The organism is Enterobacter sp. EC_50, from assembly GCF_019584525.1.
Taxonomy (GTDB): Bacteria; Pseudomonadota; Gammaproteobacteria; order Enterobacterales; family Enterobacteriaceae; genus Enterobacter; species Enterobacter roggenkampii.
On record NZ_VDAF01000018.1, the window covers coordinates 77,759 to 94,251 of the forward strand.

Here is a 16,493-nt window from a genome sequence, read left to right on the forward strand (position 1 = left end):
TGTTGAGGCTAGTCTATTAAGTGGCCATCTGCGTGATAAGATGGACAATTAAGAACTCAGCGTTCGTACAGGATGAACAATCATGTTTAAACAGCTGCAGGATATGGCGCTATTCGCGCTGGTGGCCGAGATGGGCAGCTTTACCGCGGCAGCCCAGAAGGCGGAGCTGCCAAAATCCAGCGTGAGCCAGCGGATTAGCCAGCTGGAGCAGCAGGTGGGCATTCGCCTGCTTAACCGCACCACGCGCAGGCTGAACCTGACGTTTGCGGGTGAGCACTATCTGGTGCACTGCCGCGAAATGCTGGCGGCCAGCGAGCGGGCGGAGTACGCCATCCAGCGCCTGCGCGAAAACCCCAGCGGGCGGCTGCGCATCACCTGCCCGGCGGGGATTGGCGCGACGCTGCTGGCGCATATGAATGCCGAGTTCCAGCTTCGCTATCCCGAGGTTTCGCTGGACGTGTCGATCTCTGATGACGTGGTGGATCTGGTTGAGGCCGGCTTTGACGTGGCGCTGCGTACCGGCAAGCCGCAGGACTCCTCCCTGATTGGCCGCATGATCGGGCACTGCCCGCGCTACATGCTGGCCTCGCCGGACTATCTGGTGCGCCGTGGGCCGCTAACGCATCCCCGTCAGCTGGTGGAGCACCGCAGCATTACGCACAGAGCCTGGTCGGAGTGGCTTCTGCGAAGCGAGAGCGAGGATTACCGCTACCTGCCGGATAACGCGCACATGACCGATAACCTGGTATACGCCCGCGAATGTGCGATTGCCGGTGCGGGGATTACGCTCCTTCCGGCTTTTTTGCTGGAAGATAAGGTCGAGAAAGGGGCGCTGGTGCAGGTACTGCCGGAGTGGAACGTTGAAGGAAACGACCTGTGGCTGGCCTATCCGAGCCGTAAGCTCAACTCACCCGCGCTGATGAGCTATATCGACTTTGCAATGCAGTTTGATGAGGTGAAGCGGTATTACGTGGGTAAATAAAAAAGCCGGGTGGCGGCTTCGCCTTACCCGGCCTACAAACAGCGCAGAACCGTAGGCCGGGTAAGCGTGAGCGCCACCCGGCTTTTGGGCACTTACTTAGAAATACGCTTGTACTTAATACGCTTCGGCTCCAGCGCGTCGGCGCCCAGCGTGCGTTTCTTGTACTCTTCGTATTCGGTGAAGTTACCTTCGAAGAACTCCACTTTACCTTCATCCTGGTAGTCCAGAATGTGGGTCGCGATACGGTCGAGGAACCAGCGGTCGTGCGAGATAACCATTGCACAGCCCGGGAACTCCAGCAGGGCGTTTTCCAGCGCGCGCAGGGTTTCGATATCCAGGTCGTTGGTTGGTTCATCGAGCAGCAGAACGTTACCGCCCACCTGCAGCAGCTTCGCCAGGTGCAGACGTCCGCGCTCACCGCCGGACAGCTCGCCCACGCGTTTGCCCTGGTCGGTGCCTTTGAAGTTAAAGCGGCCAACGTAGGCGCGGCTTGGCATCTCGGTGTTGCCGATACGCATGATATCCAGACCGCCGGAGACTTCTTCCCACACGGTTTTGCTGTTATCCATCGCGTCGCGGAACTGGTCAACGGAGGCCAGCTTCACGGTCTCACCCAGGGTGATAGAGCCGCTGTCTGGCTGTTCCTGACCGGACATCATGCGGAACAGGGTCGATTTACCCGCGCCGTTCGGACCGATGATGCCCACGATAGCGCCTTTCGGTACGGAGAAGGTCAGATCGTCGATCAGCACGCGGTCGCCGTAGGACTTACGCAGGTTGGTCACTTCAACCACTTTATCCCCCAGACGAGCTCCAGGTGGAATAAACAGTTCGTTGGTTTCGTTACGTTTCTGGTATTCGGTGTTGTTCAGCTCTTCAAAGCGTGCCAGACGGGCTTTGCCCTTAGACTGACGGCCTTTCGTGCCCTGACGCACCCACTCCAGCTCTTTCTCGATAGACTTACGGCGCGCCGCTTCCTGAGACGCTTCCTGAGCCAGACGCTGATCTTTCTGCTCCAGCCAGGAGGAGTAGTTGCCTTCCCACGGAATACCTTCACCGCGGTCCAGCTCCAGGATCCAGCCGGCGACGTTGTCGAGGAAGTAACGGTCGTGGGTAATCGCCACAACGGTGCCTTCGAAGTCGTGCAGGAAGCGCTCCAGCCACGCCACGGATTCCGCATCCAGGTGGTTAGTCGGTTCGTCGAGCAGCAGCATGTCTGGTTTTTCCAGCAGCAGGCGGCACAGCGCCACGCGGCGGCGTTCACCCCCGGAGAGGTTCGCGATTTTTGCATCCCAGTCCGGCAGACGCAGGGCATCCGCCGCGCGCTCCAGCTGCACGTTCAGGTTGTGACCGTCGTGCGCCTGGATGATCTCTTCATACTTGCCCTGCTGTGCGGCCAGCTTGTCGAAGTCCGCATCCGGTTCGGCATATTTGGCATACACTTCATCCAGACCTTTCAGGGCGTTAACCACTTCGGACACCGCTTCTTCAACGGATTCGCGAACGGTGTGTTCCGGGTTCAGCTGAGGTTCCTGCGGCAGGTAACCAATCTTGATGCCAGGCTGCGGACGGGCTTCACCTTCGATGTCTGTATCAATGCCGGCCATGATGCGCAGCAGGGTGGACTTACCGGCACCGTTGAGACCCAGAACACCGATTTTTGCGCCCGGGAAGAAGCTCAGCGAGATATTTTTAAGAATATGACGTTTCGGCGGGACAACTTTGCCGACACGATGCATGGTATAAACGAATTGAGCCACGTTGGACTTCGCCTCTTTTATCGTAATGAGAAGGAATTTCAGCCTCGAAGTGTAGCCTTTTTCCCGCCCTAATCCCAGCCAGGAACGTCGGGAGTGTTAAAACGCGCAAGAAAGGTAAAAAAGTGTCCATGACGTGGCGCGTTGCAGGATGCCTGGTTAGCATAAGTTAATGAGACTTTGACGTGGCAAGACGCTGCAATTGACGAAAAAACAATGAGGAAGAGCTTGTGGAAAAAGCCAAACGGGTGATCTGGCGTCTGCTGGCTGCCAGCGTATGCGTAATGGCGGTAAGCCAGGCGGTGCATGCCGATTCACTGGATGAACAACGTAACCGGTATGCCCAGATTAAGCAGGCATGGGACAACAAGCAGATGGATACCGTGCAGGCGCTGATGCCGACGCTCAAGGATTATCCGCTGTATCCGTATCTGGAGTATCGTCAAATTACGGACGATCTCATGAATCAACCCACCGTTACCGTGAATAACTTCATTCAGGCGAACCCGACCCTGCCGCCAGCCCGGAATCTTCAGTCTCGTTTTGTGAACGAACTGGCGCGACGTGAAGACTGGCGCGGGCTGCTGGCGTTTAGCCCTGAAAAGCCGAATACCACCGAAGCGCAGTGTAACTACTACTACGCAAAATGGGCGACCGGCCAGCAGGAAGAGGCCTGGGCCGGGGCGAAAGAGCTCTGGCTGACCGGGAAAAACCAGCCGAACGCCTGTGATTCCCTGTTTGGCGCGTGGCGTGCTTCCGGCAAGCAGGATCCGCTGTCCTACCTCGAGCGTATCCGCCTGGCGATGAAAGCCGGTAATACGCGTCTGGTGACTGCGCTGGCGGGGCAGATGCCGTCCGATTACCAGACTATCTCCACGGCAGTTATCTCGCTGGCAAACGATCCCAACAGCGTGCTGACCTTTGCCCGCAGTACGGGCGCGACCGATTTTACCCGCCAGATGGCGGCGGTGGCTTTTGCCAGCGTGGCGCGTGACGATGTGGAAAACGCGCGGCTGATGATCCCGCAGCTGGTGCAGGCGCAGCAGCTTAATGAGGAGCAAACGCAGGAGCTGCGCGATATCGTGGCGTGGCGACTGATGGGCACCGATGTGACCGACGAGCAGGCGCGCTGGCGAGACGATGCGATTATGCGTTCGAACTCCACGTCGCTGGTGGAACGCCGCGTGCGCATGGCGCTGGGTACGGGCGACCGTCGTGGGCTCAATACCTGGCTCGCCCGGTTGCCTATGGAGGCCAAGGAGAAAGACGAATGGCGCTACTGGCAGGCCGATCTGCTGTTGGAGCGCGGTCGTGATGATGAGGCCAAAGAAATTCTTCATACGCTGATGCAGCAGCGCGGGTTCTACCCGATGGCGGCCGCGCAGCGCCTGGGCGAGGAGTACACCTTCCGCATCGATAAAGCGCCCGCTAACGCGAATCCGGCGCTGACCCAGGGGCCAGAAATGGCGCGCGTTCGCGAGCTGATGTACTGGAATATGGACAACACCGCGCGCAGCGAGTGGGCGAATCTGGTGACCAGCCGCACCACCGATGAAAAAGCTCAGCTTGCCCGCTATGCGTTTGATAACCACTGGTGGGATCTGAGCGTGCAGGCGACGATCGCCGGTAAGCTGTGGGATCATCTCGAAGAGCGTTTCCCGCTGGCTTACAAGGATCTGTTCGATCGTTACACCAGCGGCAAAGATATCCCGCAAAGTTACGCGATGGCGATTGCCCGTCAGGAAAGCGCCTGGAACCCGAAAGTCCGTTCCCCGGTGGGCGCCAGCGGCCTGATGCAGATTATGCCGGGAACGGCGACGCACACGGTGAAGATGTTTAACATCCCTGGATACAGTAGCCCGTCACAGCTTCTCGATCCGGATACCAACATCAACATCGGTACCAGCTACCTGCAGTATGTGTATCAGCAGTTCGGCAACAACCGCATCTTCTCGTCGGCGGCGTATAACGCGGGGCCGGGTCGCGTGCGCACCTGGCTCGGCAACAGCGCCGGACGCATCGACGCCGTGGCGTTTGTCGAGAGCATCCCGTTCTCGGAAACGCGCGGCTACGTGAAGAACGTGCTGGCTTATGACGCCTACTATCGCTACTTCATGGGGCAGAAAGATACCCTGATGAGCGATGCCGAGTGGCAGAGACGTTACTGATCGGCGTGGGTTGTGTTATGCTGTACTCGCTAAAGAGTACAAGAGGCAGCATAACATGACCCAGCATTCCCCGTATTCCTCGGCAATGGCCGAACAACGTCATCAGGAGTGGCTTCGTTTTGTGGAGCTGCTTCGCCAGTCTTACGAGCAGGATTTGCATTTACCCCTGATGCAGCTGATGCTCACGCCGGACGAGCGTGAGGCGCTGGGCACGCGCGTGCGCATCATTGAAGAGCTGCTGCGCGGCGAGATGAGCCAGCGCGAGCTGAAAAATGAGCTCGGCGCGGGCATCGCAACGATTACCCGCGGATCGAACAGCCTGAAGTCGGCACCCGTTGAGCTGCGCCAGTGGCTGGAAGCGGTATTGCTGAAAAACGCCTAACGATAGATCGCGTTATGGAACGGGCTTAACGCCAGGATCACCGCCTGGTGATAAACGCCTGAACGCGTCAGCGCACCGGCGGTAAAGACGCCAATCGCTCCTTCTTTACGGCCAATCTCATCAATGCCGGTGTACTGCGACATCACCGGCCCAAGCGCTTCACCCGCGCGGACTTTTTCCAGAATGATCTCCGGCAGGGGCAGGGTGGCCGAACGCGCCTCGCCGCGCTGCTCGCGGCTTTCGATCACCACCCAGCTAAAGGTTGCGCCTTCGTCGATACCGGCTTCAATCGCCACCCAAAAGTCCGCATCCGGGGCCGCAGCTCTGGCATTTGCCACGCGATTTCGTGCGCCAGCGCGCGTTTCCTCGCTGCCAAACGGCTGTTCAGGGACGCCACTCTCGACGCCGATGGCCTCAATATGGCAGGATCCTGCGCCGAAGATCTCGTCAAATGCCCTTAGAATTGCCTGAATTTTGGCAGGATTAGTGGTAGCAGAGACAACATGGTGCATAATTAAGCTCGATTCAAAAAAAACTCATCGCAGTATAACGGAAAAAAAGCATGTTACAGGTATACCTTGTTCGCCACGGTGAAACGCAGTGGAACGCTGAGCGACGTATTCAAGGCCAGTCAGACAGTCCTCTCACTGAGAAGGGTGTGCAGCAAGCGTGGCAGGTGGCGGAACGCGCCAGAACGCTGGGCATTACCCACGTGATTACCAGCGACTTAGGTCGCACACAGCAGACGGCGCGCATCATCGCGGACGCCTGCGGCTGTGACGTCATGCTTGAGCCGCGCCTGCGCGAGCTGGATATGGGCGTGCTGGAAAAACGCCATATCGATACGCTGACGGAAACGGAAGAGGGCTGGCGCCGCACGCTGGTAAACGGTACCGAAGATGGCCGTATTCCTGAGGGCGAATCCATGCAGGAGCTCAGCGTACGTATGCATGCCGCCCTGGCGGAATGCCTGAAGCTCCCGGCAGGAAGCCGTCCGCTGCTGGTGAGTCATGGGATTGCGTTGGGATGCCTGGTGAGCACCATTCTGGGACTACCGGCTTACGCTGAGCGCCGTTTGCGTCTGCGCAACTGCTCTATTTCCCGAATTGATTATCAGGAGAGCGCGTGGCTGGCGTCAGGCTGGGTGGTGGAGATGGCAGGGGACATTTCGCATCTCGATGCCCCTGCGCTTGACGAACTGCAGCGTTAACGACGTATCGGAATCAAGAATTCCATACGCAGATTGATGGGGCCTTCTTCCGGTTTGGCATCCTGCGCCGGGTAGTAGCGCTCAATGTCCTGACCTTTACGGCGATTCAGATTCAGCATCGGCATGCAGGTTCCGTAAACGGTCAGGATGAACTCCTGAACGCCCGTTCCCAGCCCTTCATAGGCGAACATCACGTATTCACCGCCTTCCAGCACGACAGGTTTTGAACCCTGAATGTAGCCATTGGCCATCTCTGGCGTCAGCGCGGTGGTGTAGAACACCTCCTGCTCGTCGTCCTTTTCCTGGCTTGGGTGCGTTTCGTTGAGACCATACAGAATAGGCGGGATCGCCGGTGCGTGGCTCAGGAAGTCGCGCCAGAACTGGACGCGCATCTGATGACGGAACTCGGAAATCTGCTCCAGCGAACAGGAGTAGCTCTGCGTCGTGCCGATCAGATGGGTATCCGGCAGGGTAATAATTTCATACTTCGGCATCGCGAACTCGCCCAGACGCAGCGGCGGACGCATGCCAAACGAGCTCCAGTCAGGCGAGCGACGATACAGCGCTGGCGTCAACGAGAACTGTTTTTTAAAGGCGCGGGTGAAGGTCTGCTGCGAATCGAAACGATATTGCAGGGCAATATCCAGAATCGGGCGCGCGGTCAGGCGCAGAGCCACAGCAGATTTCGATAAACGACGTGCGCGAATATAGGCCCCGATAGCATGACCGGTGACATCCTTGAACATCCTTTGCAGATGCCACTTGGAATAGCCTGCTTTAGCCGCCACATTATCCAGTGACAAAGGCTGGTCGAGATGACCTTCCAGCCAGGTGAGCAGGTCGCGAATAATTCCAGCCTGATCCATATACTATCCTCATCCTTAAAACAGCAGGTGCCTGATAACAGGTTAGCGGATAATAGCATTTTTTGATGTTTTAGCATTCAGTGTTTTTTTTGCGCTTTCATGCTTTTTGTAGGGCATTATGGGTAAATATATTCTAATCCTGTGATCTTGCTACATTTTTGTCTAAAGTGTTGAATAATCGCTCAGTGTAATTTTAAAGAATGGTAACAATATGAAATACAAGACTTTGCTCTTCACCGCGCTGATGTTGATGGCCGGGCGCGTCGCACAGGCGGAACAGATTGGTTCTGTCGACACCGTGTTCAAAATGTTTGGCCCGGACCACAAAATCGTGGTGGAGGCGTTTGACGATCCGGACGTGAAAAACGTCACCTGCTATGTCAGCCGTGCGAAAACGGGCGGTATCAAGGGCGGTCTGGGGCTGGCGGAAGACACCTCCGATGCGGCGATCTCCTGTCAGCAGGTGGGCCCGGTTGAATTGAGCGATAAAATTAAAAACGGCAAAGCGCAGGGCGACGTGGTATTCCAGAAACGAACCTCGCTGGTGTTCAAAAAGCTGCAGGTTGTGCGTTTCTATGATGCCAAACGCAATACGCTGGCTTACCTGGCCTATTCCGACAAAGTGGTGGAAGGTTCACCGAAAAACGCGATCAGCGCGGTGCCGATTATGCCGTGGCAGTAATTCAGGGATGAATCATGCAACAACCTGTGGTCTGGCTGGTTGAAGACGAAACCAGTATCGCCGATACGCTGATCTACATGCTTCAGCAGGAAGGATTCGCGGTAAAGGCGTTTGAACGCGGCTTACCCGTGTTGGAGGAGGCGCGGCGGCAGGTTCCGGCGCTCGCCATTCTGGATGTCGGACTGCCCGACATCAGCGGGTTTGAGCTTTGCCGTCGGCTGCTGGCGCAGCATCCCTCGCTGCCTGTGCTGTTTCTGACGGCGCGCAGTGATGAAGTCGATAAGCTGCTTGGCCTGGAAATGGGCGCTGATGACTACGTTGCGAAACCTTTCTCCCCTCGTGAAGTCTGCGCCCGGGTGCGGACGATTTTGAGGCGCATGCAAAAATCCGCTGTACCGTCAGAAACGTTGCGTATCGGGCAGTTTGAACTGAACGAACCTGCCGCGCGAATCAGCTGGTGCGGGGAAGCACTGCCCCTGACCCGCTACGAATTCTTGCTGCTCAAAACCTTGTTACAGGCACCCGGGCGGGTCTTTTCGCGTCAGCAGCTCATGGACAAGGTATGGGGTGAAGACGGCGACAGCTTCGATCGTACCGTGGACACCCACATCAAAACCCTGCGCGCCAAGCTGCGGGCGGTGAACGAGGAACTGTCCCCCATCAGCACCCATCGCGGTATGGGCTACAGTCTGGGCCTTTACTGATGCGCATTGGGATGCGGTTGTTGCTGGGATATTTCCTCATCGTGGCCATTGCCGCGTGGTTTGTGCTGTCGATCTTTGTTCAGGAAGTGAAGCCCGGCGTGCGCAGGGCAACCGAGGACACGTTAATCGATACCGCGACCCTGTTGGCCGAAATCGGACGTGATGATTTGCTTTCGGGTCATGCGCAGCAGGGCAAGCTGGCACAGGCCTTTTCCCAGCTTCATCAGCGCCCTTTCCGCGCCAATATCGGCGGGATCCATAAAGTGCGTAACGAGTATCACGTCTACATGACCGATGCGCAGGGCCGCGTCGTGTTTGATTCCGCCGGTCTGGCCGTGGGGCAAGATTACTCGCGCTGGAACGATGTCTGGCTGACGCTTCGCGGCGAATACGGCGCGCGCAGTACCCAGAGCCATCCCGACGATCCGGATAGCACGGTGATGTATGTTGCCGCGCCGGTTGTGGATCAGGGCAAGATTATCGGCGTGCTGTCCGTGGGGAAACCGAACAGCGCGATGGCGCCGGTGATTCACCGCAGCGAGCGACGGATACTGTGGGCAGGCGGGGCGCTGCTCGGCATTGCCCTGCTGATTGGCCTCGTTGTGGCATGGTGGATCAATCGATCTATCGGTACGTTATCGCGCTATGCCGACTCGGTGACCACGGATACACCTCTCCCGCTGCCTAATCCTGGCAGCAGCGAACTGCACAAGCTGGCCCAGGCGCTGGAGAATATGCGCATTCGCCTTGAAGGGAAAAACTACATTGAACGCTATGTCCATGCGCTGACCCACGAGCTGAAAAGCCCCATCGCCGCTATACGCGGCGCGGCAGAAATTCTCTCCGAGCAGCCACCGCCGCAGGTGACCGCGCGGTTTATCGATAATATTCTGGTGCAAAACGCGCGTATGCAGTCGCTGGTTGAAAAACTGCTCACTCAGGCGCGGCTTGAAAATCGGGTCGAGATTACGCCTCAGACCGTCCGCGTCGATCTGCTGTTTACGCGGCTTGCCGATGCGCGCTCGGCGGTGTTGGCGGCAAAAGAGATTGCGCTGACCCTCCAGCCCGCTTCGCTTCATGTTGAAGGCGATCCCGATCTGCTCGAACAGGCGCTCGGCAATTTGCTGGATAACGCTATCGATTTTACCCCGCAGGGCGGTGCTATTGAACTGGCGGCCCGGGAGGTGCACGGGCAGATACAGCTTCTCGTCACCGACAGCGGAAACGGGATCCCGGATTATGCGCTGGAGCGAATTTTTGAGCGTTTTTATTCCCTGCCGCGCGAGAACGGGTTGAAGAGCAGCGGGCTCGGGTTGGCGTTTGTCCAGGAGGTGGCGCGTCTGCATCAGGGAGAGGTTACATTGCGCAATCGTGATGAAGGTGGCGTGATGGCCACGCTGACACTTCACCGTCCCTTCACATAACTTCAAACTGCCCCCACACAGCCTGGTTACGCTCTCCTCATCACAAAGGAGACGTAATGATGAAATCCCCCCTGTTCTGGAAAGTCAGCACCCTGCTGGGGTGCATTCTGCTGCTGTTAGTTCCGCTGTTTATGGTGAGTAACCTCATTTCAGAGCGTGAAAGCTACCGTAACGATGTCGAAAATACGCTTCGCCAGAGTACCAGTGGACCGCAAAAACTGGTCGGCCCGCTGATTGCTATCCCGGTGACGGAGATCTTCTACAAGTTAGAGGATGAGAAGAACGTCGAATACAAGAAAAGCTATATGCGCTTTATCCTGCCGGAGTCTCTGCTGGTTGAGGGTAACCAGCACGTTGAGTCCCGAAATATCGGTATTTATGACGGGCAGATCTGGAACACTAAACTCAACATAAAAGCGCGGTTCAACACCGAAAAAATCACGCAGCTGAAAGGGGAGGCGATGACCCTGGGGCAGCCGTTTATCGTTGTTGGCGTGGGCGACGCTCGCGGTATTGGCACGGTGAACGTCTCCAGTATCAACGGTGAGACGCTGGGCGTAGAGCCGGGTTCAGGCGTGTATGGGGGGCTTTCCGGGATTCATATCCCGCTGACGGACAAAGCGCTGGAGCCAAAAACGTTTCTCATGGAGATGTCGCTGAATCTGGCAGGGACGGGAAGTTTTGCCGTGGTGCCTGTGGGACGTAACAGTGAAATGGCGCTGAACAGCAACTGGCCACATCCAGGCTTTATGGGTAACTATCTGCCGGTGAAGCACAAAATTGGTGATTCCGGTTTCCAGGCGAACTGGCAGAGCAGCTGGTTTGCGAACAACCTTGAGAGCTGGTTCAACGGCAGTGAATCTCCGGCGTGGGAGTCGATCCCCGCTTTCAGCGTCACGGTGGCCACGCCCGCCGATCAGTATCAACTGACTGACCGGGCGATAAAGTACGCTATTTTACTGATTGCGCTGACGTTTATGGCCTTCTTTGTTTTCGAAACTCTGACCGGGCTGCGCCTGCACCCGATGCAGTATCTGCTGGTGGGGCTGTCGCTGGTGCTGTTCTATCTGGTGCTGTTGGCGCTGTCAGAACACGTCGGCTTTACGCCAGCCTGGGTTGTTGCAAGTCTGGTTGGCGCGGCGATGAACGGGATGTACCTGCGGGCTGTGCTGAAAAGCTGGAAGCGTAGCGGGCTGTTCGTGCTGGCCCTGCTGGGGCTGGACGTGGTGATGTGGTTCTTGCTGCGCTCGGAGGATAGCGCGCTGCTGTTGGGGTCAGCGGTGCTGGCGCTGGCACTGTTCGCCGTGATGTACCTGACCCGACATCTCGACTGGTATTTACTTTCACAGCCGAAGCGGCCTGAGCCACCTGCATCGCCGGATGACGATACGATGCGGATCTGGAAATAAAAAAAAACGGCGCAAATGCGCCGTTTTTTATTGCGTTAACTGCGGGATTACTCCTGCAGGTCACCGCAGAAACGGTACCCTTCGCCGTGGATCGTGGCGATGATTTCCGGCGTATCTGGTGTAGATTCGAAGTGCTTACGAATACGACGGATGGTGACGTCTACGGTACGGTCGTGCGGCTTCAGCTCACGGCCGGTCATTTTCTTCAGCAGCTCTGCACGGGACTGGATCTTGCCCGGGTTTTCGCAGAAGTGCAGCATCGCGCGGAATTCACTGCGCGGCAGTTTATACTGCTCGCCGTTCGGGCTAATCAGCGAACGGCTATTGATATCAAGTTCCCAGCCGTTGAATTTGTAGCTATCGACGCTACGACGCTCTTCGCTGACCGTGCCCAGGTTCATGGTGCGGGACAGCAGGTTGCGTGCACGAATGGTTAACTCGCGAGGGTTGAACGGCTTGGTGATGTAATCATCCGCACCGATTTCCAGGCCAAGAATTTTATCAACTTCGTTGTCACGGCCCGTCAGGAACATTAACGCGACGTTCGCCTGCTCGCGCAGTTCGCGCGCCAGAAGAAGACCGTTTTTGCCCGGCAGGTTAATATCCATGATCACCAGGTTGATATCATTTTCAGAAAGGATCTGATGCATCTCTGCGCCATCGGTCGCTTCAAAGACATCGTAGCCTTCTGCTTCGAAAATGCTCTTTAACGTGTTGCGTGTTACCAACTCGTCTTCAACGATAAGAATGTGCGGGGTCTGCATGTTTGCTACCTAAATTGCCAACTAAATCGAAACAGGAAGTACAAAAGTCCCTGACCTGCCTGATGCATGTCGCAAATTAACATGATCGGCTTAACGTGACTAAAGTACGTAATTGCGTTCTTGATGCACTTTCCATCAACGTCAACAACATCATTAGCTTGGTCTTGGGTACTTTCCCTTTGGACCCGACAGTGTCAAAAACGGCTGTCATCCTAACCATTTTAACAGCAACATAACAGGCTAAGTGACACCAGACACCCAATAAAACTACGCTTCGTTGACATATATCAAGTTCAATTGTAGCACGTTAACAGTTTGATGAAATCATCGTAGCCGAATGCTAGCCTTTGTCACAATTTTTCAATAAACCAACTAGTTGCGGACATTGATTTATAAACGAAGCGAATCCAATCAGAATAGAGTATTCATGTTACTATTATCATTATAAAACATAGGGATAATAGTGTTCTGTTAACATTCTAACTGATTGTTCAGACACAGAATAGTTTAGCGTTTTTAATTTGTTATGAAACGCTATTTCGGTGATTTGTGTTGCAATTTTGTAAATTCGCGCTGCGTAATATGTTGAAGTGCATCACATTTTTACCAGCTAACTGATTAAAAAGAGAGCATAAATGCATCTGTCGATTGTACTGGTTGCACCAGCCAGAGCAGAAAATATAGGCGCAGCGGCGCGTGCGATGAAGACCATGGGTTTTACCGATTTACGTATTGTGGACAGCACGGCCCATCTGGAGCCAGCCGCCCGGTGGGTGGCGCATGGTTCGGGAGATATTCTCGATAATATAACCACTTACGCTACGCTTGCCGACGCGCTGCATGACATTTCGTTTACCGTTGCAACCACCGCGCGCAGCCGGGCGAAGTTCCACTATTACGCCACGCCTGCTGAACTGGTACCCATGCTCGAAGAGAAAAGCCAGTGGCTGGAGAAAGCCGCGCTGGTATTTGGACGTGAAGATTCCGGATTAACCAACGAAGAGCTGGAATTGGCGGACGTTCTTACCGGTGCGCCGATGGTGGCCGATTATCCTTCCCTGAATTTGGGCCAGGCGGTCATGGTCTATTGCTATCAATTAGCCTCCCTAATGCAAATCCCTCAACCTCAGCCAGAAGCGGCAAATGAAAATCAGCTGGCCGCGCTGCGAACTCGCGTGCAGGGGCTGTTATCGAGCCTTGGCGTCGCGGACGATCAGAAAATGGCCGACTGGCTGCAGCAGCGTCTTGGTCGTCTTGAGCAACGGGACACCGCCATGTTGCACCGTTTGCTGCACGATATTGAAAAAAAATTGGCCGAGTAAAATACTGCCATAAGTTTTTACTATGGCGAATAAGTCTGTCTGAACGGGTTGCGTTTGGGGGAATCGGATGAAAATAAAGCGGCACGCAGCGGGACCTGAGAGTCTCCCAAAATGTGATCAAATTAAAAATCCATTGACTTAAGGGGCCCGATCCTTTAACCCTAAAAGAATACAGCACAGACAGATAATAATGACAGAGTACACAACATCCATGAAACGCATCAGCATCACCACCATTACCACAACCATCATCATTACCACAGGTAACGATGCGGGCTGACGCGTACAGGAAAAACAGAAAAAAGCCCGCACCTGAACAGTGCGGGCTTTTTTTTCGGCTAAAGGAAACGAGGTAGAACCATGCGAGTGTTGAAGTTCGGCGGTACATCAGTGGCAAATGCAGAACGTTTTCTGCGTGTTGCCGATATCCTGGAAAGCAACGCCAGGCAGGGGCAGGTTGCGACCGTGCTCTCTGCCCCGGCAAAAATCACGAACCATCTGGTGGCGATGATTGAAAAAACCATCGGTGGTCAGGATGCACTTCCGAACATCAGCGACGCAGAGCGTATCTTCGCTGACTTACTGCAAGGCCTGGCAGAAGCGCTGCCTGGCTTCCCGCATGCGCAACTGAAGTCTTTTGTTGAACAAGAATTCGCGCAAATTAAACATGTCCTGCACGGCATCAGCCTTCTCGGCCAGTGCCCGGACAGCATCAATGCAGCGCTGATTTGTCGCGGTGAAAAACTCTCTATCGCCATCATGGCCGGCGTGCTGGAAGCGCGCGGCCATAGTGTGACCGTGATCGATCCCGTTGAAAAACTGCTGGCGGTGGGCCACTACCTCGAATCCACCGTTGATATTGCCGAATCAACCCGCCGTATCGCCGCCAGCAAAATTCCCGCTGACCACATGATCCTGATGGCAGGCTTCACCGCCGGTAACGAGAAGGGCGAGCTGGTGGTGCTGGGCCGTAACGGTTCCGACTACTCCGCCGCCGTGCTGGCCGCCTGCTTACGCGCGGACTGTTGTGAGATCTGGACTGATGTTGACGGCGTGTATACCTGCGATCCGCGCCAGGTACCGGACGCCAGACTGCTGAAGTCGATGTCGTACCAGGAAGCGATGGAGCTTTCCTACTTCGGCGCCAAAGTACTTCACCCGCGTACCATCTCCCCGATTGCCCAGTTCCAAATCCCTTGCCTGATTAAAAACACCGGTAACCCGCAAGCGCCGGGTACACTGATTGGCGCGAGTACCGATGAGGACGGACTGCCGGTGAAAGGCATCTCCAACCTGAACAACATGGCGATGTTCAGCGTCTCGGGTCCGGGGATGAAAGGGATGGTCGGCATGGCGGCACGCGTGTTTGCGGCCATGTCCCGCAACGGTATTTCGGTGGTGCTGATCACCCAGTCTTCCTCCGAGTACAGCATCAGCTTCTGCGTGCCGCAGGCTGACTGCCTTCGCGCCCGCCGCGCGCTGGAGGAAGAGTTCTATCTGGAGCTGAAAGAAGAATTGCTGGAGCCGCTCGCGATTCAGGAGCGTCTGGCGATCATCTCCGTGGTGGGCGACGGTATGCGCACCCTGCGCGGTATCTCCGCCAAATTCTTTACCGCGCTGGCGCGCGCCAATATCAATATCGTGGCGATTGCCCAGGGCTCGTCAGAGCGTTCAATTTCTGTTGTTGTGGATAACGACGATGCCACCACCGGCGTTCGTGTGGTTCACCAGATGCTGTTCAACACCGATCAGGTTATCGAGCTGTTCCTGATTGGCGTGGGCGGCGTCGGCGGCGCGCTGCTGGAGCAGGTGAAGCGTCAGCAGGAATGGCTTAAGAAGAAACACATCGACCTGCGCGTCTGCGGGATCGCGAATTCCAGAGCGCTGCTGACCAACGTCCACGGCCTGAACCTGGAAAACTGGCAGGCCGAGATGAATGAGGCAAAAGAGCCGTTCAACCTGGGGCGCCTGATCCGTCTGGTAAAAGAGTATCATCTGCTTAACCCGGTCATCGTCGACTGTACCTCGAACCAGGCGGTGGCCGACCAGTACGCGGACTTCCTGCGCGAAGGTTTCCACGTGGTGACGCCGAACAAAAAGGCCAACACCTCGTCGATGGATTACTATCACCAGCTGCGTCTGGCAGCGAGCAAGTCGCGCCGCAAGTTCCTCTACGACACCAACGTGGGGGCAGGCCTGCCGGTTATCGAGAACCTGCAGAACCTGCTTAACGCGGGCGATGAGCTGCAGCGTTTCTCCGGCATTCTCTCCGGATCGCTGTCGTTTATCTTCGGCAAGCTGGACGAAGGAATGAGCCTCTCGGAGGCCACCCGCGCCGCGCGCGAGCTGGGCTATACCGAGCCGGATCCGCGTGACGACCTTTCCGGTATGGACGTGGCGCGCAAGCTGCTGATCCTCGCGCGCGAAACGGGCCGTGAGCTTGAGCTTTCCGATATTGTGATTGAACCTGTTCTGCCGGCAGAATTTGACAGCAGCGGCGATGTCGGCGCCTTTATGGCCAGGCTGCCGCAGCTTGACGACGCGTTTGCCGCCCGCGTGGCGAAAGCCCGTGATGAAGGTAAGGTATTGCGCTATGTTGGCAACATTGAAGAAGATGGCGTGTGCCGGGTGAAGATTGCCGAAGTGGATGGCAATGACCCGCTGTACAAAGTCAAAAACGGCGAAAACGCCCTCGCGTTTTACAGCCACTATTATCAGCCACTGCCGCTGGTGCTTCGCGGCTATGGCGCAGGGAACGACGTTACGGCGGCGGGTGTCTTTGCCGATCTGCTGCGTACCCTGTCATGGAAGTTAGGAGTTTAA

Annotated in this window: 16 protein-coding genes and 1 other annotated feature; of the genes, 12 read left to right on the forward strand and 4 right to left on the reverse strand. The window is 56.1% G+C overall.

Annotation, left to right across the window (positions count from 1 at the left end; all coding sequences use genetic code 11):
• The first annotated feature begins 82 nt into the window (after positions 1 to 82).
• Entirely contained in the window at positions 83 to 982 is a 900-nt protein-coding gene (locus tag FHC48_RS16000) for a LysR family transcriptional regulator (RefSeq protein ID WP_045335628.1), read from the forward strand.
• A gap of 92 nt (positions 983 to 1,074) precedes the next feature.
• Here FHC48_RS16000 and ettA read toward each other — a convergent pair whose 3' ends face one another.
• Positions 1,075 to 2,742: an energy-dependent translational throttle protein EttA gene (ettA, locus tag FHC48_RS16005; protein WP_021240576.1), complete on the reverse strand. Its 1,668-nt coding sequence runs from the start codon at positions 2,740 to 2,742 to the stop codon at positions 1,075 to 1,077.
• Between the two features lie 227 nt (positions 2,743 to 2,969).
• Between ettA and sltY the strand changes: the two genes are divergently transcribed.
• Together sltY and trpR are read left to right on the forward strand one after the other, a co-directional pair.
• A complete protein-coding gene (sltY, locus tag FHC48_RS16010) occupies positions 2,970 to 4,907 on the forward strand; it encodes a murein transglycosylase (RefSeq protein ID WP_059364561.1) in 1,938 nt (645 codons plus the stop codon).
• Between the two features lie 55 nt (positions 4,908 to 4,962).
• Positions 4,963 to 5,289, forward strand: a complete 327-nt coding sequence (trpR, locus tag FHC48_RS16015) for a trp operon repressor (protein WP_021240574.1) — start codon at positions 4,963 to 4,965, stop codon at positions 5,287 to 5,289.
• Here the strand turns inward: trpR and yjjX are convergent.
• The gene (gene yjjX, locus FHC48_RS16020) at positions 5,286 to 5,801 is read right to left on the reverse strand and encodes an inosine/xanthosine triphosphatase (RefSeq protein WP_008502058.1); all 516 of its coding nucleotides are present in this window, start codon (positions 5,799 to 5,801) and stop codon (positions 5,286 to 5,288) included. The two genes, trpR and yjjX, sit on opposite strands and share 4 nt — an antisense overlap.
• Before the next feature lie 50 nt (positions 5,802 to 5,851).
• Here yjjX and gpmB point away from each other — a divergent pair, with 50 nt between their 5' ends.
• On the forward strand, positions 5,852 to 6,499 hold the full coding sequence (gene gpmB, locus FHC48_RS16025) for a 2,3-diphosphoglycerate-dependent phosphoglycerate mutase GpmB (protein WP_008502057.1): 648 nt from the start codon (positions 5,852 to 5,854) through the stop codon (positions 6,497 to 6,499).
• Here the strand turns inward: gpmB and robA are convergent.
• Positions 6,496 to 7,365 carry an MDR efflux pump AcrAB transcriptional activator RobA gene (robA, locus tag FHC48_RS16030; RefSeq protein ID WP_059364563.1) on the reverse strand — a complete coding sequence of 290 codons (870 nt, stop codon included), beginning with the start codon at positions 7,363 to 7,365 and terminating at the stop codon, positions 6,496 to 6,498. The two genes, gpmB and robA, sit on opposite strands and share 4 nt — an antisense overlap.
• A gap of 211 nt (positions 7,366 to 7,576) precedes the next feature.
• Here robA and creA point away from each other — a divergent pair, with 211 nt between their 5' ends.
• The 4 genes from creA to creD are packed head-to-tail and all read left to right on the forward strand — an operon-like array spanning position 7,577 to position 11,584.
• On the forward strand, positions 7,577 to 8,047 hold the full coding sequence (creA, locus tag FHC48_RS16035; RefSeq protein ID WP_021240573.1) for a protein CreA: 471 nt from the start codon (positions 7,577 to 7,579) through the stop codon (positions 8,045 to 8,047).
• Between the two features lie 14 nt (positions 8,048 to 8,061).
• Positions 8,062 to 8,751 (forward strand): two-component system response regulator CreB, encoded by a 690-nt coding sequence (gene creB / locus FHC48_RS16040; RefSeq protein WP_021240572.1) that lies wholly within the window; start codon positions 8,062 to 8,064, stop codon positions 8,749 to 8,751.
• Positions 8,751 to 10,175, forward strand: coding sequence for a two-component system sensor histidine kinase CreC (gene creC / locus FHC48_RS16045; RefSeq protein WP_059364566.1), 1,425 nt, complete (start codon positions 8,751 to 8,753; stop codon positions 10,173 to 10,175). Before creB ends, creC begins: the two co-directional genes overlap by 1 nt.
• Positions 10,176 to 10,231: 56 nt before the next feature.
• Entirely contained in the window at positions 10,232 to 11,584 is a 1,353-nt protein-coding gene (gene creD, locus FHC48_RS16050; protein WP_059364567.1) for a cell envelope integrity protein CreD, read from the forward strand.
• Positions 11,585 to 11,631: 47 nt separating this feature from the next.
• On the opposite strand, the gene arcA is transcribed toward creD, so the two are convergent.
• Positions 11,632 to 12,348 (reverse strand): two-component system response regulator ArcA, encoded by a 717-nt coding sequence (gene arcA / locus FHC48_RS16055; protein ID WP_003856501.1) that lies wholly within the window; start codon positions 12,346 to 12,348, stop codon positions 11,632 to 11,634.
• Positions 12,349 to 12,443: 95 nt separating this feature from the next.
• Here arcA and yjjY point away from each other — a divergent pair, with 95 nt between their 5' ends.
• From yjjY to thrA, 4 genes are all read left to right on the forward strand, one after another.
• Entirely contained in the window at positions 12,444 to 12,584 is a 141-nt protein-coding gene (yjjY, locus tag FHC48_RS16060) for a protein YjjY (RefSeq protein WP_085928893.1), read from the forward strand.
• A gap of 399 nt (positions 12,585 to 12,983) precedes the next feature.
• On the forward strand, positions 12,984 to 13,670 hold the full coding sequence (locus FHC48_RS16065) for a tRNA/rRNA methyltransferase (RefSeq protein WP_008502053.1): 687 nt from the start codon (positions 12,984 to 12,986) through the stop codon (positions 13,668 to 13,670).
• A gap of 211 nt (positions 13,671 to 13,881) precedes the next feature.
• Entirely contained in the window at positions 13,882 to 13,950 is a 69-nt protein-coding gene (gene thrL / locus FHC48_RS16070) for a thr operon leader peptide (protein WP_015572623.1), read from the forward strand.
• Positions 13,889 to 14,006, forward strand: a sequence feature (Thr leader region). (Overlaps the previous gene by 62 nt.)
• A gap of 24 nt (positions 14,007 to 14,030) precedes the next feature.
• Positions 14,031 to 16,493 (forward strand): bifunctional aspartate kinase/homoserine dehydrogenase I, encoded by a 2,463-nt coding sequence (gene thrA / locus FHC48_RS16075; RefSeq protein WP_059364568.1) that lies wholly within the window; start codon positions 14,031 to 14,033, stop codon positions 16,491 to 16,493.